Origin of the sequence: Methylomagnum ishizawai, from assembly GCF_900155475.1 — a bacterium.
In the GTDB taxonomy this organism is placed as follows: Bacteria; Pseudomonadota; Gammaproteobacteria; order Methylococcales; family Methylococcaceae; genus Methylomagnum; species Methylomagnum ishizawai_A.
In genome coordinates, this window is record NZ_FXAM01000001.1 from 752,276 (window position 1) to 771,579 (window position 19,304).

Annotated in this window: 24 protein-coding genes; 8 read left to right on the plus strand and 16 right to left on the minus strand. The window is 60.1% G+C overall.

What is annotated here, in order from left to right; genetic code table 11:
• The first annotated feature begins 2 nt into the window (after positions 1 to 2).
• Positions 3 to 845, plus strand: a complete 843-nt coding sequence (locus B9N93_RS03320; RefSeq protein ID WP_085210868.1) for a hypothetical protein — start codon at positions 3 to 5, stop codon at positions 843 to 845.
• Positions 846 to 877: 32 nt separating this feature from the next.
• Here B9N93_RS03320 and B9N93_RS03325 read toward each other — a convergent pair whose 3' ends face one another.
• Together B9N93_RS03325 and B9N93_RS03335 are read right to left on the minus strand one after the other, a co-directional pair.
• Positions 878 to 1,297, minus strand: a complete 420-nt coding sequence (locus B9N93_RS03325; protein WP_085216154.1) for a type II toxin-antitoxin system HicB family antitoxin — start codon at positions 1,295 to 1,297, stop codon at positions 878 to 880.
• Positions 1,298 to 1,714: 417 nt separating this feature from the next.
• Positions 1,715 to 2,515: a BRO-N domain-containing protein gene (locus tag B9N93_RS03335; RefSeq protein WP_085210871.1), complete on the minus strand. Its 801-nt coding sequence runs from the start codon at positions 2,513 to 2,515 to the stop codon at positions 1,715 to 1,717.
• 400 nt (positions 2,516 to 2,915) lie between these two features.
• Between B9N93_RS03335 and B9N93_RS24425 the strand changes: the two genes are divergently transcribed.
• The 5 genes from B9N93_RS24425 (at position 2,916) to B9N93_RS03355 (ending at position 5,730) form a co-directional block, all read left to right on the plus strand.
• Entirely contained in the window at positions 2,916 to 3,377 is a 462-nt protein-coding gene (locus B9N93_RS24425; RefSeq protein WP_125468815.1) for an SLATT domain-containing protein, read from the plus strand.
• 173 nt (positions 3,378 to 3,550) lie between these two features.
• Positions 3,551 to 4,189 carry a GIY-YIG nuclease family protein gene (locus tag B9N93_RS03340; RefSeq protein WP_085210873.1) on the plus strand — a complete coding sequence of 213 codons (639 nt, stop codon included), beginning with the start codon at positions 3,551 to 3,553 and terminating at the stop codon, positions 4,187 to 4,189.
• Between the two features lie 212 nt (positions 4,190 to 4,401).
• The gene (locus B9N93_RS03345; protein WP_085210875.1) at positions 4,402 to 4,863 is read left to right on the plus strand and encodes a hypothetical protein; all 462 of its coding nucleotides are present in this window, start codon (positions 4,402 to 4,404) and stop codon (positions 4,861 to 4,863) included.
• 21 nt (positions 4,864 to 4,884) lie between these two features.
• Positions 4,885 to 5,277 carry a hypothetical protein gene (locus B9N93_RS03350; RefSeq protein WP_085210876.1) on the plus strand — a complete coding sequence of 131 codons (393 nt, stop codon included), beginning with the start codon at positions 4,885 to 4,887 and terminating at the stop codon, positions 5,275 to 5,277.
• A 126-nt stretch (positions 5,278 to 5,403) separates the two neighbouring features.
• Positions 5,404 to 5,730: a hypothetical protein gene (locus B9N93_RS03355; protein ID WP_085216155.1), complete on the plus strand. Its 327-nt coding sequence runs from the start codon at positions 5,404 to 5,406 to the stop codon at positions 5,728 to 5,730.
• Between the two features lie 471 nt (positions 5,731 to 6,201).
• On the opposite strand, the gene B9N93_RS03360 is transcribed toward B9N93_RS03355, so the two are convergent.
• From B9N93_RS03360 to B9N93_RS03390, 8 genes are all read right to left on the minus strand, one after another.
• Positions 6,202 to 6,576 (minus strand): hypothetical protein, encoded by a 375-nt coding sequence (locus B9N93_RS03360; RefSeq protein ID WP_125468816.1) that lies wholly within the window; start codon positions 6,574 to 6,576, stop codon positions 6,202 to 6,204.
• The gene (locus tag B9N93_RS03365) at positions 6,534 to 6,860 is read right to left on the minus strand and encodes a hypothetical protein (protein ID WP_085210879.1); all 327 of its coding nucleotides are present in this window, start codon (positions 6,858 to 6,860) and stop codon (positions 6,534 to 6,536) included. Before B9N93_RS03365 ends, B9N93_RS03360 begins: the two co-directional genes overlap by 43 nt.
• Positions 6,850 to 7,194, minus strand: a complete 345-nt coding sequence (locus B9N93_RS03370; RefSeq protein ID WP_085210881.1) for a hypothetical protein — start codon at positions 7,192 to 7,194, stop codon at positions 6,850 to 6,852. The genes B9N93_RS03365 and B9N93_RS03370 overlap by 11 nt, the downstream gene beginning before the upstream one ends.
• A 3-nt stretch (positions 7,195 to 7,197) precedes the next feature.
• Entirely contained in the window at positions 7,198 to 7,623 is a 426-nt protein-coding gene (locus tag B9N93_RS03375; protein ID WP_085210882.1) for a hypothetical protein, read from the minus strand.
• 17 nt (positions 7,624 to 7,640) lie between these two features.
• Entirely contained in the window at positions 7,641 to 9,632 is a 1,992-nt protein-coding gene (locus tag B9N93_RS03380; RefSeq protein WP_085210884.1) for a hypothetical protein, read from the minus strand.
• A 17-nt stretch (positions 9,633 to 9,649) separates the two neighbouring features.
• On the minus strand, positions 9,650 to 9,943 hold the full coding sequence (locus tag B9N93_RS24430; RefSeq protein WP_125468817.1) for a hypothetical protein: 294 nt from the start codon (positions 9,941 to 9,943) through the stop codon (positions 9,650 to 9,652).
• Positions 9,940 to 10,860 (minus strand): hypothetical protein, encoded by a 921-nt coding sequence (locus B9N93_RS03385; RefSeq protein ID WP_085210886.1) that lies wholly within the window; start codon positions 10,858 to 10,860, stop codon positions 9,940 to 9,942. The genes B9N93_RS24430 and B9N93_RS03385 overlap by 4 nt, the downstream gene beginning before the upstream one ends.
• Positions 10,861 to 10,956: 96 nt before the next feature.
• A complete protein-coding gene (locus B9N93_RS03390; RefSeq protein WP_085210888.1) occupies positions 10,957 to 11,265 on the minus strand; it encodes an Arc family DNA-binding protein in 309 nt (102 codons plus the stop codon).
• An 89-nt stretch (positions 11,266 to 11,354) separates the two neighbouring features.
• On the opposite strand from B9N93_RS03390, the gene B9N93_RS26795 reads away from it, so the two are divergent.
• Entirely contained in the window at positions 11,355 to 11,531 is a 177-nt protein-coding gene (locus B9N93_RS26795) for an Arc family DNA-binding protein (protein WP_085210890.1), read from the plus strand.
• A gap of 47 nt (positions 11,532 to 11,578) precedes the next feature.
• Positions 11,579 to 12,361: a BRO-N domain-containing protein gene (locus B9N93_RS03400; protein ID WP_085210892.1), complete on the plus strand. Its 783-nt coding sequence runs from the start codon at positions 11,579 to 11,581 to the stop codon at positions 12,359 to 12,361.
• 46 nt (positions 12,362 to 12,407) lie between these two features.
• On the opposite strand, the gene B9N93_RS03405 is transcribed toward B9N93_RS03400, so the two are convergent.
• From B9N93_RS03405 to B9N93_RS03425, 6 genes are read right to left on the minus strand one after another with little or no spacing between them, the layout of a single operon-like run.
• On the minus strand, positions 12,408 to 13,133 hold the full coding sequence (locus tag B9N93_RS03405; protein ID WP_085210894.1) for a hypothetical protein: 726 nt from the start codon (positions 13,131 to 13,133) through the stop codon (positions 12,408 to 12,410).
• Positions 13,130 to 14,530, minus strand: a complete 1,401-nt coding sequence (locus B9N93_RS24435) for an LPD3 domain-containing protein (protein WP_125468818.1) — start codon at positions 14,528 to 14,530, stop codon at positions 13,130 to 13,132. Before B9N93_RS24435 ends, B9N93_RS03405 begins: the two co-directional genes overlap by 4 nt.
• Positions 14,531 to 14,542: 12 nt before the next feature.
• On the minus strand, positions 14,543 to 15,694 hold the full coding sequence (locus tag B9N93_RS03415) for a hypothetical protein (protein ID WP_085210898.1): 1,152 nt from the start codon (positions 15,692 to 15,694) through the stop codon (positions 14,543 to 14,545).
• 38 nt (positions 15,695 to 15,732) lie between these two features.
• A complete protein-coding gene (locus tag B9N93_RS24440) occupies positions 15,733 to 15,930 on the minus strand; it encodes a hypothetical protein (protein WP_125468819.1) in 198 nt (65 codons plus the stop codon).
• Positions 15,918 to 17,312, minus strand: coding sequence for a nucleotidyltransferase family protein (locus tag B9N93_RS03420; RefSeq protein ID WP_085210900.1), 1,395 nt, complete (start codon positions 17,310 to 17,312; stop codon positions 15,918 to 15,920). Before B9N93_RS03420 ends, B9N93_RS24440 begins: the two co-directional genes overlap by 13 nt.
• Positions 17,309 to 19,132 (minus strand): phage portal protein, encoded by a 1,824-nt coding sequence (locus B9N93_RS03425; RefSeq protein ID WP_085210902.1) that lies wholly within the window; start codon positions 19,130 to 19,132, stop codon positions 17,309 to 17,311. The genes B9N93_RS03420 and B9N93_RS03425 overlap by 4 nt, the downstream gene beginning before the upstream one ends.
• Positions 19,133 to 19,304 lie beyond the last annotated feature (172 nt).

Consider the following 19,304-nt stretch of genomic DNA (forward strand, 5'->3'; position numbering starts at 1 on the left):
CGATGCCAACCTACGCTATCCGGGTGGACCTGTCCGCCCTAATCGAAGCCATCCCCTGCGTCATCGACGAAAGCGTGCTGCCGCGCCTGGCCCTAGCCGTCCGTAAATTTGCCGAGCAAGCTGAACTGGACTGGAAAGAGGATGTTCTGCGAGCCCACGGCGTCTGGATCGACCATAAGAAGCAGTATGCCGCCTCCATCCAAACCCGCCAACTCGGGCCATTCTCCTACGAGGTGTTCAGCGACCTCAAACTGGCCGAGGCAATCGAAACCGGACGCCCGGCCTACGACCTCAAGCGGATGCTGGATTCGTCGCTCAAGGTCCGCCGGACCAAGGACGGGCGGCGCTACCTCATCATCCCGTTCCGCCACAACACGCCGGGTAACGACGCCCTGGCCCGCCCGATGCCCCAGGACATCTACAAAATCGTGGGGAAGAAGGGTTTTGGGAAGTCGCTTATCACGGGCGTCGGCTGGCGCAATTCCGGCACGGGGGCGTTATCCACCCAAACGCGGCGCGGCCACAACCAAACCAAGGGCGAAGCGGTGCGCGTGGCGACCCGGAAATATGTGTGGGGCGACCGCCTGCCCGCCGGATTGGCCGGAAAACTCAAGCCGCATCATGCCACGGACATCTACGCCGGCATGGTCCGCATGAACACCAGCAGCGGCAAGCAAAAGTCCTCGAAGTACCTGACGTTCCGCGTGATGCGGGAGGGCGTTCCGAAGTGGATCATCCCGGCCCGGCCCGGCCTCAACATCGCCCAGGGCGTGGCGGATCGGCTGCGGCCCTTGGCGGAGGAGGCGTTCAGGGAGGCGGTGGTTCGGTCGGTGGAGGAGGCGTAAAGCGTGGCCGCGTCCTTGCGGCTGGCGGCGGATCAAGCCACATGCAGTTCCAGCCGCTTGCCCACGGCGGAAAAAGCCTTAGCCAAGGTGTCGATCTTGGTGGCGTGGTGCAAATCCATGATCCGGGTCATTTCCTGAGGCTTGACGCCAATCGCCCTTGCCAAATCGGCTGGACGGATTTGCTTTTCGATCATTTCGTTAAGCAACATTACCTTGGCGCTCATGGAAAGCGGTAGTTCGACCCATTCCTCACCCGCTTCCGCCGGGCTGGGTTCGGGAACGCGGCGGCTGTCCTCGATATAGAAATCCATCGCCGAGATGAGTACATCCAAAGCCATTCCACGCGCCTCTTCCAGGGTAAGCCCTTGGGTGACGGCTTCGGGAATATCCCGGAAGCTTACAAAATAAATCCCTTTCTCGTCGGGTTCAAAATGTGCCGGAAATTTAAGCATGGTCATTATATCCTGGTGTTTTTAAGTCGTATCTCTAAATGCCGGTTATGGTGCCCGGCGGCCTTTGCAAGTAACTCCTCCCCCCTGACGGAGGGAGCATTTGTTTAAATACCTAGCTGGCTTAGAATCGCTTTTCGTAGTTTTTCGTTCAGTTCCTGGCTGGGGTGTCTCGGTAGAAAGGAGACTTGCCCTTTATAGGTTAGTTTCCAGTGGTTGGTGGCGTTTGTCACCACCACACCTTTCGACTCAAGCCACCGTTTGAACTCGCTTACTTTCACATTACCCCCTTCGTTATTATGTTGGAATAAATTATAAACTAAAAAGTTTATAGCGTGAATGGCTTTGTTTAAAGCTGGGCGGGTGGGATTTTAAGCGGGGATTGGGGGGTTGGGGCCGCGTCCTTGCGGCGGGGGTTCCTCAGTGGAGCGGGAGGGATTCCTGGCGCGGGATGCGCGCCGCCAGTTGGTGGAAGGCCTTGTCGCGGATGGCGAGCGCGGCGCTGCCTTCGCCCAGCTTGGGTTCGGCCACGGCGGCCATGGCTTGCAGGATGGCGGCGGGCAGCTCCCGCCGTGTCTCGTGGACCGGGACGTGCAGGGTTTGCAGCAGGGCCAATTCCAGGTTGAGGCAGGTCCACCACAGGCGGTAGGCCTGTCCGTGGAAGGCTTCCAGCAGGTTCAGCAATTCGTCGAGGCGGTCGGCGGGGATGTCGCGGACGTTGCCGACGCCGAACTTGGCCCGGAGGTGGGTGTGGATGCGGGGGCTGATCTGCTGGTTGGAGCGGTTGAGGTAGCGCCCCAGGCTGCGGGTGTATTCGCCCACCACCCATTGCGCGATCTCGCCCAGGGGCGCGGGGGCGGGCTGGGCCGCTTCGGGGTGGACATAGCGCCCGGTCTTGCGGATGGCCGGGAGGACTTCCGCAGTCACCCACTTCTTGAACTTCTTGGCCTCGGGCTTGCGACTGGTGAGGATCAGGGAGTAGAGGCCGGATTCGTTGATGAGGGTCATTTCCTGGGGGCCGCCAGGGGTGTGCATAGTATGCACTCCCTTTTCGTCATCATCTAAACGGCGCAGGTTGCTGGCTGGGTGGGCGAATTCGAGGACGGCGCAGACATCGTTTGCGACGAACCAAGGTTCGCCCTCAATGACAAAAACGCGGATTTCGGTAGTGGTGTAGGGAAAAACGGTGGGTGCGGACGCACCTTGGGCGTGGTTGCTCATGACAAGCTCCGATTGATTGCTACTTGGAGCCGCCGCGTCTCGCTGCTAAACGAGATGGCGACGGGATGCACTGGGTTAGCAGACCGGCTCAATCGGACACCGGCAGACCTCGCGATCTCCCAGCGCATCCCGCCATAGAATGGGACCATAGGCACAAAAAAAGCGCCCATGGCAAAGAAGGCGCTTGCGCACCGATTGAAATCTCAGGCTGCTAAACCCGGCCAGCGAAATTTACCGTGGCTGGGGTAGCGTAAGCGGATTTTTGGATTGGTGTCAATGTGAATATTTACGTTGACGGGGAGGTGGGGGTGTTGCAGCCTTTTAACTGACACATTCGTATAGCACTCCAAATCCGGGTGTTAGACGGCTAGCTAGCTATTATAGTAAGGCGCATTGGAATATGCCGGAAAACGAAGCTCTGAAATATCTTGAAGATGAACTTGCTAAACAGGCTTTAAGCTTTGATGATAGCCGGAAATTCTATAGACGGAACTACTTCTACTATACATTAGCAACCGCCTCCCTATCTGCGCTTACAACTATTCTTATTGGAATTGGGCAAAGTTATGAATCTAAATTACTCTCAGTAATTTCTCTTATAACTAGTGCAAGTATTACAGTTGTGGCGGCTTGGGACGGGTTTTTACGTTCACGAGAGCTATGGGTTCAAAAAACAGATACTTGGATGGCATTGCAGAATCTTGATGCGAATATTAAATACGCCAAAGCAAAATCTGGAGGGGTTCTCGCTGAGAGTCAAATCGATGATTTTTATCAACGCTTTGATAAAATCCTTATGGGAGAACATGAGCTTTGGAAGAAAGTTCGCAGCACACAAACTGAAAGCACGAAGAAATCATGATGCATCGTAAGTTCGATAGGGTGTACATGTATATATACCCGCCGCATTCTAGCAGGTTAAACCAGCCTAAAACCCAACCCATACCCACCATGAAAACCGCAGACCTCAAGCGCTTGATGGGCGAGGTGCTGGCCTCCCTTCCGGCCCCCTATTCCGAACACATCACATAACCCATGCCAAATATAATCTATGTGCTTACCAATGAAGCCATGCCTAACATGGTTAAAATCGGGCTAACCAACGACAGCGTGGAAACACGGATTGCCCAACTCAGTTCGCATTCAGGTGTTCCGTTGCCGTTTGAGTGTTATTTCGCCGCTGAAGTCAATGACTGCGTCAAACTGGAAAAAACCCTCCATCAGCTTTTCTCGGAAAACCGCGTCAATCCAAAAAGGGAGTTTTTTAAAATCGACCCGGAAAAAGTGGTGCTTGCCATAAGCATCGGGGATTTTACGGAAGTCACCCCCGGAGTGGCCGAATTCGATAAGGAAGAACAAGCCGCCCTTGAGAAGGCAAAGGCGCGTCGTCCCAGGCTCAAGCTCGACGCTTTGGGCATCAAGCCTGGGGATGTCCTTACCTGCTCGCGGGATGAAACGCTTACCGCCACGGTAGTCGATGGCGGAAAAGTAGACTTCCAAGGGGAAACCCTTAGCCTTTCAGCGGCGGCCCTTAAGGCGCTCCATAGTCTGGGTTACAAAACACCTTCCGCAAGTGGTTCGGATTATTGGATATTCGATGGCGAATTGCTTGACGAAAGACGCCGCCGTATGGAAGCGGAGCAATTCGACGAAACTTTGCCCGTCAATGCCTGACTTGATATAGGCGTATATGGGGGACGCATTTTTCCCGTGCGTCGTTATCGCCGGTCCGCTGCTATTGCGCCGATACCCCTTGGCGGGCTTGATTATGCGGCATTGGAGGCGGGGCTAGATGGCTTTTAGTTTTTTAGCCTTCCCTGTCATGAGTAAGGTTCCGCCACCCGTCAGCGGTTTTGAAGACTTGTTTTCACATTAAAGGGATCAACATGCAGGATGGAAAACATGCCGGAAATGTCGTATTGCTCCGGGGCGCTACATTATGGATATTGATGGCTTTATTGCTGGCGTGGTGCATGGTGGGGCTATATCACAAAACACCCTACCTTGACGTGATATTCGCTGGTAAATTCATGAGGCTATTGCAGGCGCACATCGATTTTCTGCTGATGAGCGCTCTAATTCTGGGGTTTTATGCCGCTAAAGTGCCACTGCCCTGGCATGTGTGCTGGGCCATGGTGGTAGGTGGATTCACCAATTCCAGCCTGTTTCTGTTGCAAGCCATTTTCCCCGCACTTGATCCTACAATGGCCGCTCAAGTGCCTTCGATCGGCATCTGGTCGCAGGTGTTCGAAGTCTACCTCTTTGCCAGTCTCATCACGACCAGCTATGGCTTTGGCAAAGGGGCTGTGGTTATTTTTCGATCCACGCTCAAGAGCAATACCCATTAAAAATTACCGAAAGGAAAAAATATGATAGGTATTTTTGGAGACCATTCTGGCCAATTTTTATCAATCGTGGGCTGGTTGATTATGGTGGCTTTTGCCATACCTATCACCCTCTGGCCATTTCAGTGGGCAAAAGCGGTGGGATGGGAGATTCCGAATCAAACCGATTTAGCCCTATACTTCGGGCGATGTTTGGGTTGCGTGGGGGGCGCCGTTGCGTTATTTAGCATTTTGGCTGCGAACAGCCCGTTGGTGCAACCGTTCTATTTTAAACTCTTACTTACGATCTGGGCTTTAATGGTCATACTTCATATTTATGGAGCCATTAAGCAAATCCAGCCAGCTCTTGAAACCTATGAGATTGGTTTTTGGTTTGGATTGTTTTTACTCACGTTATGCTTTTTCCCAATCGGGTAATCAACAGGATGCCGGTGGATGGCAGGCCTGGAGCCTGGATTTTCCTCATGGGGTATCGGCCTCGCCTCACAGGCCGTTCCAGGGGACCCCGCTATCGCTCCCCCCCTGAACTCGGTCGTTAGGCACATGGAAACATCCCTCGTCCAAGCCGCCAAGCTTGCCATTGTTAGCGCAACCGGGCTCTCGAAAGACGCGCTCCATATCTACGTCGGCCTGACAGTGTATTGGGTCACTACACTGGCGATTGGCAAACATACACGCGCGTTCCACCCTCTTCTGATCGTCGTGTTCATCGCCTGTCTCGGTGAAATGCTGGACATGCGCGACGACATTAGCAGCCTGGGGTATTGGCGGTGGAGCGCGAGCCTACATGACGTCGTCAACACTTCATTTTGGCCCTTCGTTCTATACCTCATCGGGCGCAGAGCTTCGGCTTTTTCTCGCCACGATTAGAGCGGCTCTCATATCACTGTAGGGAATAGCCGCAATGCGCGACCAATAGCGGGCGTCGGCTAGGACGCTGGCGCACCGGGCCAGCGATGCCAAGCCGCCGGGGTTCCACCATGCCTCAAGCACCTATCCGGCGGTGGTGCCCAGGATACTGATTTGCTCCCTGGGATACCGCCGGTCCGGGGGTATCCGATACCTGCGGACCGGCCAACACATACTCAAACCTCCTCGAAATCATCCGGCATATCCTCCTCCCCACCGGATGATCCCCCTTCCTCGCGGTCCAATTCCGCGAATTCCGCCTCTAGCGCATCCGCATCGAAATCCTCGTCCTCGTGAATCTCGATACCCTGCCCGGCATTGAGCCTTTCGGTGAATTGGTGGGCGTAGAACTCGGTGAGGATTTCTTCCGGCGTAAGGGCCAGAAAACGCGGATCATTGGGCGGGACGCGGTAGAACGCCCGGAACCAAACCTCAGCCGTCCCCGCCAGTCTCAGGGCTTTCCGCTTCGCCTGGGCATCCTGCCTCCGGCGGAAAAAAGGCTTCCTGCGCCTCGATCAACGCCCAAAGCTCCAACACCTTGGCGTTGAACCGGCTGTCCCGGCGCGGGAACCGCTCATGGCCCTCCCAGCCCTTCGGCGTCTTCACCGCGCACACCTCGATCCAGGCCGCGACCTGGGCCATGCGGCCATGCCCGACCGAGGGCACCCTGTAGCCCACGAGGTTGTTGACGAATGTTTCCATCTGGGCCTGATCTCCCCACCCCGGTCGCCGGAAGATGAAATCGCCCACGCCGGGCAGGGCGACTAGGAATTGGCTGTCGGAGAATTGCGCTTGTGGTTGGGCCATGCGAGGTATGAATTTGAAGGGTGGAAGTCGGCCCGGCGGCGGTCCACGAGGCCGTGGATCAACGCGCCGAGCAGGAGCGGATAGACGTGCCAGGGAATCCGGGCGAAACCGTCGAAACAGGGCGATGCGGCCATGATGAACGCGCCCACGGCCATCAGGAGGCAAGCCATGCGGATCATGGGACTGGTTCCCCCATCGGCCCGGTTGAGTTGGGCCAAGGCCCGGACCATCAGCGGCAGGCCGACGACCTCGGCCAGGACGATGTGCAGCCAATCAGCGCCCACGGTGCCCCTCCCCCTTGGACGGCAGTCTCCAGACTGCCGAACCGGCCACGATGCGCCGGGCAAGGTTGTGCCCGACCAAGCCGATCAAGAAGGCCACGCCCAGGTCCGAATGCGGCGGGACGACGATATGGGTACCCACCAGCCTTTCCAGGTTGGCCGTCACCAGCGGCGTGAAATAGCAGGCGCTGAGGTAGCCGGACGAGATGCTGGGCACCCAGCCCCACCGGCCCTGGAACGGCGATAGCGTGAGGGCCACCGCCGCGCCCAAGAAGGCGGCGATGGCAACCCCATACTTGACGCCCAGGACGCTGTTGACGCCTTCCATATCCATCATGGGCTAGAGGCCGGTGCCCGCGGTCGTGAGGCAGCGGAAACTGGCCCGGCTCGATATGACGCTGCTCGCCCGGACATCGACGCTGCCGGATTCGAAAGTGGCACCGCGATGGACAAGCAACGGTTCCCCGGTCTCCTTATCCAAGACCACGATGTCGAACACCACCCCTTGCAGCGCCGCCGCCCCGTTCTCGGGTTGCAGCCCCTGGTCCTTCAAGCTGGTCCGGCGCAGGACCATCTGTTCGACGCTGACCCGGTATTCGGCGCGGTTCGGGATGTTTTCCACGGGATCGATGTCGCCGATCTGGTATTGCCCCTCGACGCCGAAATTGGTGTCCAGCGTGACGGAGCGGAAGCCGCCCACGAGTTTGCCGTCCAGCAAAATCTGGTGGGTATTGGCGTGGCGGAAAATGCGGTTGGTCTGTGCCATGGTGATGATTGCCCCCTTCAGGCGGCCAGCGTGCCGCTATAGGCCCGTGCGTGGACGACGATGGTGATGTAATTGATCGGGATGCCCACCGCCGCATCGACCTGGATCGCCAGCACATCGCCGGAAAGGTCCAGCCGCAGGTTTTTCCAGGGCGGGTTTTCCGCATCGCCCACCAGGAGGCCGATACCGTTCGGCTCGGGCTTCGAGAGTTCGTCCAGCACCGCCGCGCAGCGCGTGCGGGCGTCGGCCATGCGGAACGGGCTCCCGGTGCGGCCGACGATGGGCTGCAAGGCTTCGCGCAGGTTGCGGGCCAGGAAGTCGTAGCCCGCGCCGACCGAGATTTCCACCTTGTCGTAGTTGTCGTTGATGAGCCAAGCGCTGATCGACTTGCAGACAAAGTAGCCGGTGGGGCGGTTTTCCAGCGGGATGACGCCGCCCCGGATGAGCGGGTCGGTATCGGTGGGCACGCGCAGCTTGCGTTCCACGCCCTCGACATTCAGGGCGCGGTTGGTCATGGCCTGGCCGGGGTTCTGCCCGGCGAAGCCGGCGGCGATCATCGCGGCGGCGACATAGGCCGGGTACAGCGTCAGCGCGCCGTTGGCGTTGTAGAGGTAGGCCCCGAGGTGGACGAGCGCGGTGCGGTCGGAGTTCAGCGCCTTGGCGGCGGCGATGGCGGCGGCATCCGTGGTGCCCGTGGCGGTGCCCACGAAATTCCGGCGCTCGCTGCGCGCCACCTTGCTCATGTAGGCGCAATGCGCGTCGGCCATATCCCAGACCGCGGGGTTGGACGACAGCGGCGCGACCCACTGCACATCCTCCGCTTGCAGGGCGGTGAAGGCCGCCGTCCAATCCTGCACGGTGGTCGATCCGTCCGAGCCGCCGGCCAGGTAGGTCCAATCCTGGTTGGCGGGGGGTAACGCGCCGGCGCGGCGGGCGTTGACGAATCCCTCGCTGCCCGAGTTGAACCAATCCACGCACGCCTGTAGGTCGCCGGTCACGGTCACCGGGGTGAAACCGACGATCGCATAGGCCGAGGTTTTCACATCATGCTGGAGGGTTGTCCTGAGTTGGTACGCGGCCGTGAACGCCCCGAGCGATCCCGATACGGAAGCGGTCCAGCCCCCCAGTCCGTCGATGGCCGCCACCACATCGGCGATGGTCGGGTTGTCGGTCACGAGGTCCAGCGTGGCGACCGCGGTGCCCGTCGGGGCTTCCAGCACGATTTGCGTGGCCGTGATCGTAATCGCCGCCGATGCCGCCCCTCCCGTGAATTGGACGTTGGCGACAGTGGCGGAGGCCAGGGCTTGGTTGGCCAGGGCATCCAAACCATTGAGGGCGGGCTTGTCCTCGTTGCCGTCCAATACGGTGGCGAGCCAGCCCGGGGTCACGCTGATGCGGTCGGCCAGCGCCTGTACGGTGCCGAAATCGTTCAGGCCGATGGTCGCCACCGCCGTGCCCACGGGGGCTTCCAACGTGACCTGGGTATTCGTCACCGACAGCCGGGCGTCGGCCATCACGCCGTGGTACTGCACCGACAGCGCATCCCGGTGGATGTCGTCCTGGGTGTAGTAGCGGGTCCCGACCTGGGTGGTGATCTTCTTGCCCTTGTGGGTGCCGGACTCGACCTTCACCTTGTCGGCGTTGCCGCCCAACCCGTACCGGGTCGCGGTCAGGGCGATGGCGTTGCCCGAACCGGCGTCCAACAGCGTCAGCGCCGCCTGGGTGGACGGGGCCGGGCTCACGAACACGATGGTCGCGGGAGCGCCGGTTTCGGGGCTGGGGTCGAAACAGGCCGTGACCGCCACCAGGGCCTCGCCGTCCACGCCCGCGTCGATGGCGTCCTGTGGACCGCCGAAGCGATAGGCGGTCTTGGGTTCGAGGGCCGGGGCCGATCCCAGGATGGCAAGCACATTGCCGACGGTCAAATTGCGGTTTGCCAGCGCCGTATCGTCGATCCTGGAAACGACGGCAGGGGTTATGTATAGCTGGCCGTCAAAAAAAAACGCCATGTCGGCTTACCTCTCGCTCAGGCCGGGGTTTGCATGAAGGCATCGAAGCGGGCGCCATACGCCGCTTCGGTATCGCGCAGCCGTCCCGCGCGTTTTTCCGCGCCATAGAAGGCCGATACCGCCTCCGGGGCGTGCTGGCGGGATAGCGCCCGGCACGCCTCGTCCAGCGACGTGGCGAACCGCTCCGGGGCCATCGCCGTGGACGGCGGCGGCGCGGGCACGGGGGGCGATGCCACCAGCCCGGCGGCGGTGGCGGAGGGTTCTTCGGGGGATGGAGGAAGAGTCTTTGCCATGTCTGCGTCGTCGCTCATGATGTGTAAACGTGGTTGATGGCGGTGCCGGTGCGGTCGTCGTCGATGCCCGAGAACACGAGGCCGGCCAGGGTTCCGGCGACGGTATAGACCGGGGCGTCGAACTCGCCTTCCAGGTATTCCACGGCGGCGGGGTTCCATGCCGCGCCCTGTAGCCCGGCGGTCTCGAAGACCGGCACATTGCCGGCCATCAGCGCCCGCAAGGCCCGGTGCAAGGTCACGCGCTCATCCGGGTTGAGGCTCCATGCCCCCACCTCGATGGTGACGTTCGCCAGCCAGCCGGTGCGTTCGGTGAATTCGTCCTCGCCGGACGCCACGTACCACACGGCGCCCATATCCAGGCCGACGGCGTGTTCGGCGGGCGTCTCCGACCGGAGTTGTACCGTCACGACCGGCCAGCGCGTGTGCGCGGCCTGCGGGGGGCCGGTCAATACGTCGATGCGGGTGGATTGCAGCGTGCCGGCCTGCGGCAGGAGTTCCCCACGGGCCACGTAGACGGCCAGCCCCTCGTCCAACCGGTCGCGGACCAGGAGGACGGGATTCAGGGTTGCATCGCGGAAGGTGGCACGGGGCGTGGCAACGGTGGTTTCGGCGTCCAGGGTCCACAAGACGCCGTTCCAGTAGTAGGCCCGGTAGTAATAGGTGACGCCGTTCAGCAGGGCTTGGTAGTCCAGCGCGGCCCGCTCGTCGCCGTCGTAGACGACCGAGGCGGCGGGGTCCACGGGCAGCGGGTCGCCGACATAGAAGGCGTTCGGGGCATAGGTGTTGGACGCGCCCCAATCGCCGGTTTCGGGCGGGGCCAGCCAGTCGTCGGTGGTCTTGCGGAGGACGATCCAGCGCCACGCGCCCACCGGGGGCGCGATGTATAGGCGGATGGCGTTGCCTATGGCGAGGGGTTCGGCGCGGGTGATGCTCATGGGCGGGTAGGATGGCGTCACGACCCGACGCTGGGTTTGCGGGCATTGACGCCGCGCCGGTTCGGATATGAAAAAGCCCGGTCTAGCCGGGCTTTTTTATTCGCGGTCATCAATGACCAGTGGCGTTCCGGGCTTAAGCTTGGATAGATCAACTGGATTCTTCCGTATCTCTTCCTCAAGGCGCTTGAAGTCTGCCCTCAGTTTTTCAGCAAGCATGGAGGCCAGGCGCTCCTCCTGATCCTTTGCGTATTCTTTCAACTCGCTCGCGGCGGGGGCATACGAAGCCTCAAGCCGAGCAACGATCTCGGCGTTCATGCTGCGCCGGTTTTGGTAGGCGGACTCCTCAATTCTTGCCTTCAAGTCTTCGGGCAAGCGGATTTTCATTTGGGGTGCTTCTCTACTCATGCCCGAATAATACACCACGATGGTTCTTGCATGAATGAACCGTCGTGGTTTACGATAAACCACTCTGGTTCACTATAAAGGAGCGAATCATGACCACCGCAAAGTCGGCACCGTCAATGTCAGTGCGATTACCAAACGACCTAAAGGAATGGATTGCAGCGGAAGCTGGCCGGAACTACCGATCTCTGAATGCGGAGATCGTGGTCCGACTAAAGCAGTGCATGGACGCCGAAAAGAGAAAAGCCCCAAGTGTTGCAACCACTTGAGGCTTCGATGTGATGAACACTACCACTTCAAAAGTAGGTAACACCCTATGAATCCTACCACAGCCTTCCAATTCCAAGAATCCCGCGAACTCCGCGTCATCATCGTTGACGGTGAACCCTGGTTCGTCGCCAACGACGTTTGTGCTGTGCTGGAGCATGGCAACCCACGCCAAGTTATCAGCCGCCTGGATGACGATGAAAAGGGGGTCCACAATGTGGACACCCCTGGCGGCCCCCAGGAAATGACCCTCATCAACGAATCCGGCCTCTACTCCCTGATCCTCACCAGCCGCAAGCCCGAGGCCAAGAAGTTCAAGAAGTGGGTGACTGCGGAAGTCCTCCCGGCCATCCGCAAGACCGGGCGCTATGTCCACCCCGAAGCGGCCCAGCCCGCCCCCGCGCCCCTGGGCGAGATCGCGCAATGGGTGGTGGGCGAATACACCCGCAGCCTGGGGCGCTACCTCAACCGCTCCAACCAGCAGATCAGCCCCCGCATCCACACCCACCTCCGGGCCAAGTTCGGCGTCGGCAACGTCCGCGACATCCCCGCCGACCGCCTCGACGAATTGCTGAACCTGCTGGAAGCCTTCCACGGACAGGCCTACCGCCTGTGGTGGACCTGCCTCAACCTGGAATTGGCCCTGCTGCAAACCCTGCACGTCCCGGTCCACGAGACACGGCGGGAGCTGCCCGCCGCCATCCTGCAAGCCATGGCCGCCGTGGCCGAACCCAAGCTGGGCGAAGGCAGCGCCGCGCTCGCCATCCGCGACAAGGCCTTCCACCAACTGGCGGCGCGCATCCCGCGCCAGGAATCCCTCCCGCTCCACTGAGGAACCCCCGCCGCAAGGACGCGGCCCCTTGCCCAGGCCGCCCACATCAGAGTCCCGCCCCCGGCTTGGGCCCGCCAGAATCGCTGCTTCCAATCTGGACACCCTCGTGCTTGTGGTGGCGAAGGCCGATCTCGGCTCCACCATCAACGCCCCCGAGGACGACATCCCCATCCACCACCAGCGTCTTCGTGATATGCACATCGGCGGCGATGGTCAGGGCGTTGGATAGCGTCATCGTGGCCGTGCCGTCCGGATTCACCACAAGGTCGAAGGCGGGCGTCTGGATGCGGAAGTAGGTCGGCGTGCCGGAGGCCGGGACATGCCAATTCTTGTCGAAACCCTGGCCCTGGAACTCCCGGAACTCGGTGGACGCGCCCACCAGCACCTTGATCCCCGCCGGGTGTTGCCACTGGTAGTTCCCGGCGGCATCCACGGCGCTGAACACGCCCGAGGCGTGGCGCTGGATGCGCAGGTTCTTTTCCTTGAACGCCATCTGCGAAACCGGCGGGAACCGGAAGCCCAGGCAATGGGGCATCCCGTGTTGGTCGGTGGCGATGAGCGCCACCCGCTCCCGCTGGCCGAGCGGGGCCGTGGCCGGGTCTTGGCCGTGGCCCAAGACCGGGGCGGGCAGATCGATGGTGCCGCCGTCGGACGCGGCGTCCAGGCTGTAGACCGGCACCCCGACCAGGCGGCGGCCATCGCGCAGCGACACGCAGTCGATGGACGGGCCTTCGGGGTGGACGGCGATGACGCGGGCGTGTTCGAGCTTCATGCGGCGGCGCGGACGAACAGGAGGGGAATCGACTTTATCATCTTGGGCCTCCCGGAATGGTCGAGCACCTTATCCTTGAATTCGGCAAAAGGCATCGTGGTCACGGGGCCGAGGAAGCGCGGATCGTCGTAGTGGCCCAGATAGGCGGCGACGGCGCTTTCCTTGTCGGGAAAGCCGATCATGCACTTATCCTCGTCCCAGTCCTTCCAATTCCCGGCCTTGCGCTGGTGGACGATATAGACGCTCTCGGCGTCCTCGTCCGGGCCGACGTAGACATCGACAGGGTCGCCGTCCGGGGCCACGCCGAGGCTTCCCCGGATATATCCATAATCGTGTTTCATCTTGATCGACCACGCGTGGCCGTCCGGGTCCGTGCCGGAGCGGGTGGAACCGGCGGGATTCTCGATGCTGATGTCTAGACCACGGAAGCGGCGATGCCCTTTTTTGTAATTCCCGGCCTGGATTTGGGCTGCGGTGGGTTGGGCCTTGTGCAGGCTCATGTATTCCAAAATGGCCTTTGGCATGGGTTCGCCGTTGGCGTCCACGCCGCCTGAAAGCTTTGGCACATGCTTTAGGTTAACCCCATTGAATACGGACAAAAGGCGATGTATAGTTACGGTAGACCCGGAATGAGAGGGATGTACGACTTCGGCTGGATTAGCTGAAGTATCGAGTCCCGGTCCTACCGGGTCTTCCACCTTGCTTTTCAGCACAGCCACATCATAAAGCTTCAATCTAGCCATTTCTGGCGGTCCAGCTAACGATTCCCGCACCGTCAGCTTCACAGCATAAAGGTTCCCATTAACCTTTAATGGTGCCACGAAAGTATGGAATGCCTCCGTATCAGATACCCGTCTAGCATCTGGCGGATTCTTATCCAGCCAAACGGCGCGACGAACCAAGTGAGCCAATTTTTCCACCACTTGGGCATCCATTGGCGCTTTGATCCCAGAAAAAGATTCTCCCTTGCCCTCCGCAGTAAATCGGATTTTCCGATTCATGTCCAAGTTTAGAATCTCGTGGCCCTGCAAACGTTCGGCATATACGCGCCGGGCCATATTTTGCAATATCTTTAAATCGCCCTGCCACCCAGGTATAGACAAAGAAGTAATATAAGCTGATTTTACCGGAATTTCCCAATCCCCGAACCAAACCTTGAACTCGGGCGTCCGAACGAGATTCCACTGCGACTCATTCAAATTCGACGGCTTGCCATTCGGGGCCAACCGCGCGTGGGGCGGCGGATGACCGAAACCGCCCCTATCGTTGCGCTCGTGCGACGACCAATAGCCGCCATTATTGCGGTAATACCCGCGCACATGGGTTTTGAGGAATAAAACGGGTATCACCATCGATTTCCGCAGGGGTAGGGATCGGTCGGGGAAAGGCATCTTCATGGCCTGGATTCCTTATTTCCGTTTCAACAGGTTATCGAGATAGGCCGCGAACTGTGGATCGTCGTTGGGCTTGGCGTCCGGCAACTTGAGCCAAGTGCCGCGGCAATGGGGGTGCATGACGCCAGAAGCAAGCCACCAAAGCTCGTCCGGTTCTCGCGCTATCAGCACACCACCCACCCGCTTGCGGGGCGAGGCCGAGCGCCCGATGTTGGTTTTTCCGGCCCATATCATGGTCTCGCCGTCCAGCGGAACGGTATCGGGCGATACCACCTTCATGATCCGACCATCCACGCGGCGGCAGGCGCTACAAGCCCCCCGGTACATCTCCACCCGTTTGAGCCGGGCACTGGGCGGGAATCCCGCAACCATGCCCTGGTTCTGCATCTCCGCCGTTTCGGTCACGGCGATCCGCCGCCAATCGCGGTTCCACCGCCCGAATTGGTCCAGCAGTTCTCCCCGCAGGTCGTCCGCCTTGTTGCCCAGGCTGACCGCCTCCTGGTGCCCGACCAGCGTTTTGCGGATGGCGCTCCGCATGTTGTTGGTCAACTGGACGATGTTTTCCGCCGCCCTGGCCCGGCCATAGTCCAGCACGGCCCGCTGGACCTTCGTGGCTTCCAACTGTCGGGCCTGCCGCACCGCGTCGGCATCGAGGAGACGTTGCGCTTGCCGTTCGGTGATGTTCGCCATATTGGCCTGGACCCGCCCCATGAGCGTGGCCCGCGTCGCCAGCCAGTCGGCCTCGGCCACGAGTTGATCGTGCGGGAGGTAGCGCTGAAAGAGGTAATCCACCACCAGCATCCAGTCATCTAGGGCGAAGCGCTGGGGTGGGAGGGTTTCGAGGTAAAGCTTGGCGATGGATAGTTCGGCCCGGCTCCAGCGCCCCATCAGGCCGGGCCGTTCGACCGGGGCGCGGGTACCAGGCCGGTGCGGCTCGAACTTGAGCCAGCGGTCGAGTTCGGCCTGTAGCCCGGCGATTTGCATCAGGCCGCGCCGGGTGAAGCGCTCGATGAGATCGCGCAGGAACGGCGAGTGGTGCGGCTCCCAGATGTCGCCGCCGGGCGGTTCATCGGAGATAGCCTTGTAGATGTGTTCAAGCGCCGCGTCGGTTTGCGCGGGCGTGAGTGTGGAAATGTCGAGAAGCGTGGCGGTGTCGGGGTCGATCATGGCCCAAGGGTACGGTCACGACCTAAGCACCAGGATTTCTAATCGCGCTCTGCGTCGATTTTTTCCATCATCTTCCTAACTTCCGGTCCATCGATAATATACCCCCAGCTAATCGGTTTTTCCTTCCCGGCATCCGCATAGGGAATCCAACCTTTCCCGCCACCCACATAAACCTCAGTGGGGTTGCTACGGGATGGACCACGGAATAATGCACCTTCGTTTTCTATGAAAACCATTTTCGTTTGCCTTTTTTCAGAATACACAACAACATTATAGACTTTTGAAGGTTTTGCTTCAAACCTTTCGCCCTATCCCAGGCTTCCGCATATAGCCTCTTTGATTCGCTTTGAGCATGTCTATACCTAGACTTATCCTCTTCATGCCAATGATCTTCTAGCCCAGTATCCGTCCCATACTTGGCGTGAATATCGCGAATCACATTATAATGTTCATGTCCTGCGCTTTTCGCCGCCAATATATGTGACAGATGCAGCTGGATTTCCGCCAACATATCCGAACCTGGAACTTTTACGATCAACAGGGCGTCCCGATAACCTTCCGGCGTTGGATGCTGGAATCTATCCTTCGGGGCTTTGGCTAATTGGATGCCTGAGGCTTTCAAGCCTTCCACAACCTTATGAAGTTCTTCCACCGTGTCACATTTGATTGAAGCCCTAAGAACATCGCGGAGTTTTTTCCACTTCCCGGCGTAATCGGCTCGGACCTTTTGCCTAGCCCGCTCCTTACCCTTTAATGGAGCAACCACTATCGCTGGCCCTTTAGCGCCCAATGCCTCCTCGACGCTTCCAGAAACTTTGCCCCCTATAATTTCCGCCACGTTTGCCAATGCCTTTTTGAATTTTGGAAGAGCTTTTTCTGCCGAGGCATACAACTCGTTTTCGGTGTTATGTGGTTGGAATGCGTCTTCCGGTAAATCACTCACATCCCCGAACAGCGACTTATCTCTGCCCCCATTACCGGGATCAGCGGGGGGCTTCGATCCGCCACCACCACCATTCCCGGCCTTAAACCCTTTAACATCGTGCCACTCGACCTTGTGAATGCCTCCGCGCTCGTCGTGGACCGTGGCGCCCTGTTCACCCACCGAATGCACCCGCCCCGACATGCCGCCATCGCCAAAATGCAGGGTATCGCCGGGCTCGATGTTGTGCGTGCCGTAGCCGAGTTTGGACCCGCGAGGCGGCTCAAGCTTTTTCTGCCGCTTGTCGTCGTACTCGTGGACATAGGTGCCATCGCCACGGATATAGCCCTTGACGTGGGATTTCAGGAACAGGATCGGGATAGCCTTCATCATCGCCTTTCCCCCATTGTCGCCGCCCTCTTTCTCGGCATGCCGCACGAACACCCGCCGCCCGCGCTTATCCTCGGCCAGGAAACCATCCTCACCCCGGTCCACCACCTTGAGGGCGTGTTCGGCCCGTTTGCGGTGGCCCTGGACATCCTCCCACGGCACCCGGCGCTTGCCCTTGGCGTGGTGGACTACACAGCCAGCGGTCCCGGCGGACAACACCTTGCCGGGCATGACGCCATGTTCGGGGTGGCGGAAGTAGAGTTCGTCGCCGGGGAGGGCTGTGGGGGTGGATTGCGCTGTCTTCATACTTCGATCCGATAAACCGTCATGCCAAAACTCTTGCCCATGGGTTCGCCCGACGGTTGTTGGGCACCACCCTTTTTGCCAGCAAATCCGGGCTTTCCGGCGGAATTCCCACCCGGTTGCCCCCCTCCCTCATCCTCCCCTTGATCGCCCGCCACGGGCCGCCTGGGCGGCTGTTTGCCACCGTCCGCACCACCGTCCGCGCCCTCGTCCGGCTCGCCCTCCCCATCCTCATCGAACCCTTCCCCGAAGTCCTGGGAGTCCTGCTGCTGCCGGGCCTGCTGCATCTGCACATACAGCCCCATCAAATTGGGATTCACCGGGGCCGCGCCCATCGTCGGGTCGGGGTGCTTATCCTGACCGTCCTGGGCCCGCATCTCGTCCACGGTCAGGTAGAGCTTCTGCCGCTCCTGCTTGGCCTGCCGATCCTCCTCGTCCAGGCCGGTCCAGCGGAACACATACTTCTCATCGAAGGTCGGCAGGATGAAATCGGAAAAGGTGTCCTCGTAGAACCGCAGGAGCGGGATCAGCCCTTTGTCCCGGCTGTTGGCCAGTTTTTCCCCGGTATCGTTGCCGTTGCCGATACCACCATTGCGGGAGCTGAACGACTCGAAGTTGATTTCGTCCGGCGACATGCCGAAGATCGCGCACGAGATGGCCGTGAGGAAGGTCATCCATTTCGAGAAGTACATCTCGTTGAAATCGGCATTCAGCGGCGTATAGGTCGCGCCGGATTCCTTATCCTTGGCGGCCAGCACTGGCAGGGTCCATTTCTGGTTGATCCCCTTGACCATGGCGTTCCAATAGGTTTTGAACGCCAGCATGTCCTGCTTATCGAAATCCCCGTAGATTTGCAGCAATCCCTTCGGAATCGCGTTGTCCGTGAACCCGGTGATATTGAGGTTCATCGCGTTCAAGAACCCCGTCACCACCCGGATCAACAAATCCACCTCCGACAGGCCGTAGCCACCCGAGGCCACGTTCGATACCGGGTTCCGGCACTGGTAGATCAAATCATCATGGGTGTAGGCGCAGCGGATGCGGGATTGGATGACTTGGAGGGCGAAGATTTCGTCGTGGCCTTGGTAGCCCGCCTCCGTGCAGAGCCGGATCGTGGCCCCGTCGATGGCATAGAACCCATCCATCCCCAGGCGGGCATCGCGCTTCATTTCGGTTTCGATGGGCGCGGAATCCAGGGTCAGGCTATCCCGGACGCTCACCGCCATGAAGTCGCCCAGCGACGTGCGGCCCATGCGCTGGCGGGCGCGGGGATCGAATTCCCAGCCACAATTCGCCATGAACCGGGATAGGAGTCCGATGCCCTGCTTTTCGGGGCCGGTGAGCTTGTGGTCCTTGTCGCGGTGGCGGATGGCGAAACCCGGCCCCTCCCCGCTGTCGTTCTGGCGGGCGAAGCGGCGGACGTGGTTCAACCGGGTTTGGATGATGAGGCTGATCGGGGGCTGGGCAGCCATGGCCCGCAGGGTGTCGAAGCCGAGTTGCGAGGGCCGGTCGTAATACTCGCCCTGGATGCCGATTTGCCAGTCGTCGAGGCGGACGGACTTCATCCGCACGCCCTGGGCGTTCTCGCTCGGGAACGGCACGCGGACGGGGGCGGCGGCTTTCAGCAATTCTTGCCGGACCGCCTGTTCGCGCAGGTAATCCACCAGGATTTGCATGCTGTCGGGGCTGGAAAGCCCTTTGGCGAGGTCGCCGGCGGTGGGCGCGTAGGTTCGATGGAGTTCGCCGAGGGCGTCACGTCGCTCGCCGGGCGGGGCGCGGTCGTCGAAGGCTACGGATTGGGGGGGGTCGGGTGGGCGCGTCATGCGCCCAGTGTCATGTCACGACCTGGCGGGCGGGGCCGCGTCCTTGCGGTGGGAATCCCTCAGTGGAACAACCGCTCCTGGACATCGGCTCTCGGATGCTTCTACGGTCTACCGGGGGTCGTCGCGCATCCGTGCGCTCCTTCTCGGATAAAAATAAACAAAAGGGCGCGGA

Excerpts from the sequence above, each read along its gene's own strand:
- B9N93_RS03320 (WP_085210868.1), top strand. The coding sequence starts at position 3 with ATGCCAACCTACGCTATCCGGGTGGACCTGTCCGCCCTAATCGAAGCC.
- B9N93_RS03325 (WP_085216154.1), bottom strand. The coding sequence starts at position 1,297 with ATGCTTAAATTTCCGGCACATTTTGAACCCGACGAGAAAGGGATTTAT.
- B9N93_RS03335 (WP_085210871.1), bottom strand. The coding sequence starts at position 2,515 with ATGAGCAACCACGCCCAAGGTGCGTCCGCACCCACCGTTTTTCCCTAC.
- B9N93_RS24425 (WP_125468815.1), top strand. The coding sequence starts at position 2,916 with ATGCCGGAAAACGAAGCTCTGAAATATCTTGAAGATGAACTTGCTAAA.
- B9N93_RS03340 (WP_085210873.1), top strand. The coding sequence starts at position 3,551 with ATGCCAAATATAATCTATGTGCTTACCAATGAAGCCATGCCTAACATG.
- B9N93_RS03345 (WP_085210875.1), top strand. The coding sequence starts at position 4,402 with ATGCAGGATGGAAAACATGCCGGAAATGTCGTATTGCTCCGGGGCGCT.
- B9N93_RS03350 (WP_085210876.1), top strand. The coding sequence starts at position 4,885 with ATGATAGGTATTTTTGGAGACCATTCTGGCCAATTTTTATCAATCGTG.
- B9N93_RS03355 (WP_085216155.1), top strand. The coding sequence starts at position 5,404 with ATGGAAACATCCCTCGTCCAAGCCGCCAAGCTTGCCATTGTTAGCGCA.
- B9N93_RS03360 (WP_125468816.1), bottom strand. The coding sequence starts at position 6,576 with ATGGCCCAACCACAAGCGCAATTCTCCGACAGCCAATTCCTAGTCGCC.
- B9N93_RS03370 (WP_085210881.1), bottom strand. The coding sequence starts at position 7,194 with ATGATGGATATGGAAGGCGTCAACAGCGTCCTGGGCGTCAAGTATGGG.
- B9N93_RS03375 (WP_085210882.1), bottom strand. The coding sequence starts at position 7,623 with ATGGCACAGACCAACCGCATTTTCCGCCACGCCAATACCCACCAGATT.
- B9N93_RS03380 (WP_085210884.1), bottom strand. The coding sequence starts at position 9,632 with ATGGCGTTTTTTTTTGACGGCCAGCTATACATAACCCCTGCCGTCGTT.
- B9N93_RS24430 (WP_125468817.1), bottom strand. The coding sequence starts at position 9,943 with ATGAGCGACGACGCAGACATGGCAAAGACTCTTCCTCCATCCCCCGAA.
- B9N93_RS03385 (WP_085210886.1), bottom strand. The coding sequence starts at position 10,860 with ATGAGCATCACCCGCGCCGAACCCCTCGCCATAGGCAACGCCATCCGC.
- B9N93_RS03390 (WP_085210888.1), bottom strand. The coding sequence starts at position 11,265 with ATGAGTAGAGAAGCACCCCAAATGAAAATCCGCTTGCCCGAAGACTTG.
- B9N93_RS26795 (WP_085210890.1), top strand. The coding sequence starts at position 11,355 with ATGACCACCGCAAAGTCGGCACCGTCAATGTCAGTGCGATTACCAAAC.
- B9N93_RS03400 (WP_085210892.1), top strand. The coding sequence starts at position 11,579 with ATGAATCCTACCACAGCCTTCCAATTCCAAGAATCCCGCGAACTCCGC.
- B9N93_RS03405 (WP_085210894.1), bottom strand. The coding sequence starts at position 13,133 with ATGAAGCTCGAACACGCCCGCGTCATCGCCGTCCACCCCGAAGGCCCG.
- B9N93_RS24435 (WP_125468818.1), bottom strand. The coding sequence starts at position 14,530 with ATGAAGATGCCTTTCCCCGACCGATCCCTACCCCTGCGGAAATCGATG.
- B9N93_RS03415 (WP_085210898.1), bottom strand. The coding sequence starts at position 15,694 with ATGATCGACCCCGACACCGCCACGCTTCTCGACATTTCCACACTCACG.
- B9N93_RS24440 (WP_125468819.1), bottom strand. The coding sequence starts at position 15,930 with ATGGTTTTCATAGAAAACGAAGGTGCATTATTCCGTGGTCCATCCCGT.
- B9N93_RS03420 (WP_085210900.1), bottom strand. The coding sequence starts at position 17,312 with ATGAAGACAGCGCAATCCACCCCCACAGCCCTCCCCGGCGACGAACTC.
- B9N93_RS03425 (WP_085210902.1), bottom strand. The coding sequence starts at position 19,132 with ATGACGCGCCCACCCGACCCCCCCCAATCCGTAGCCTTCGACGACCGC.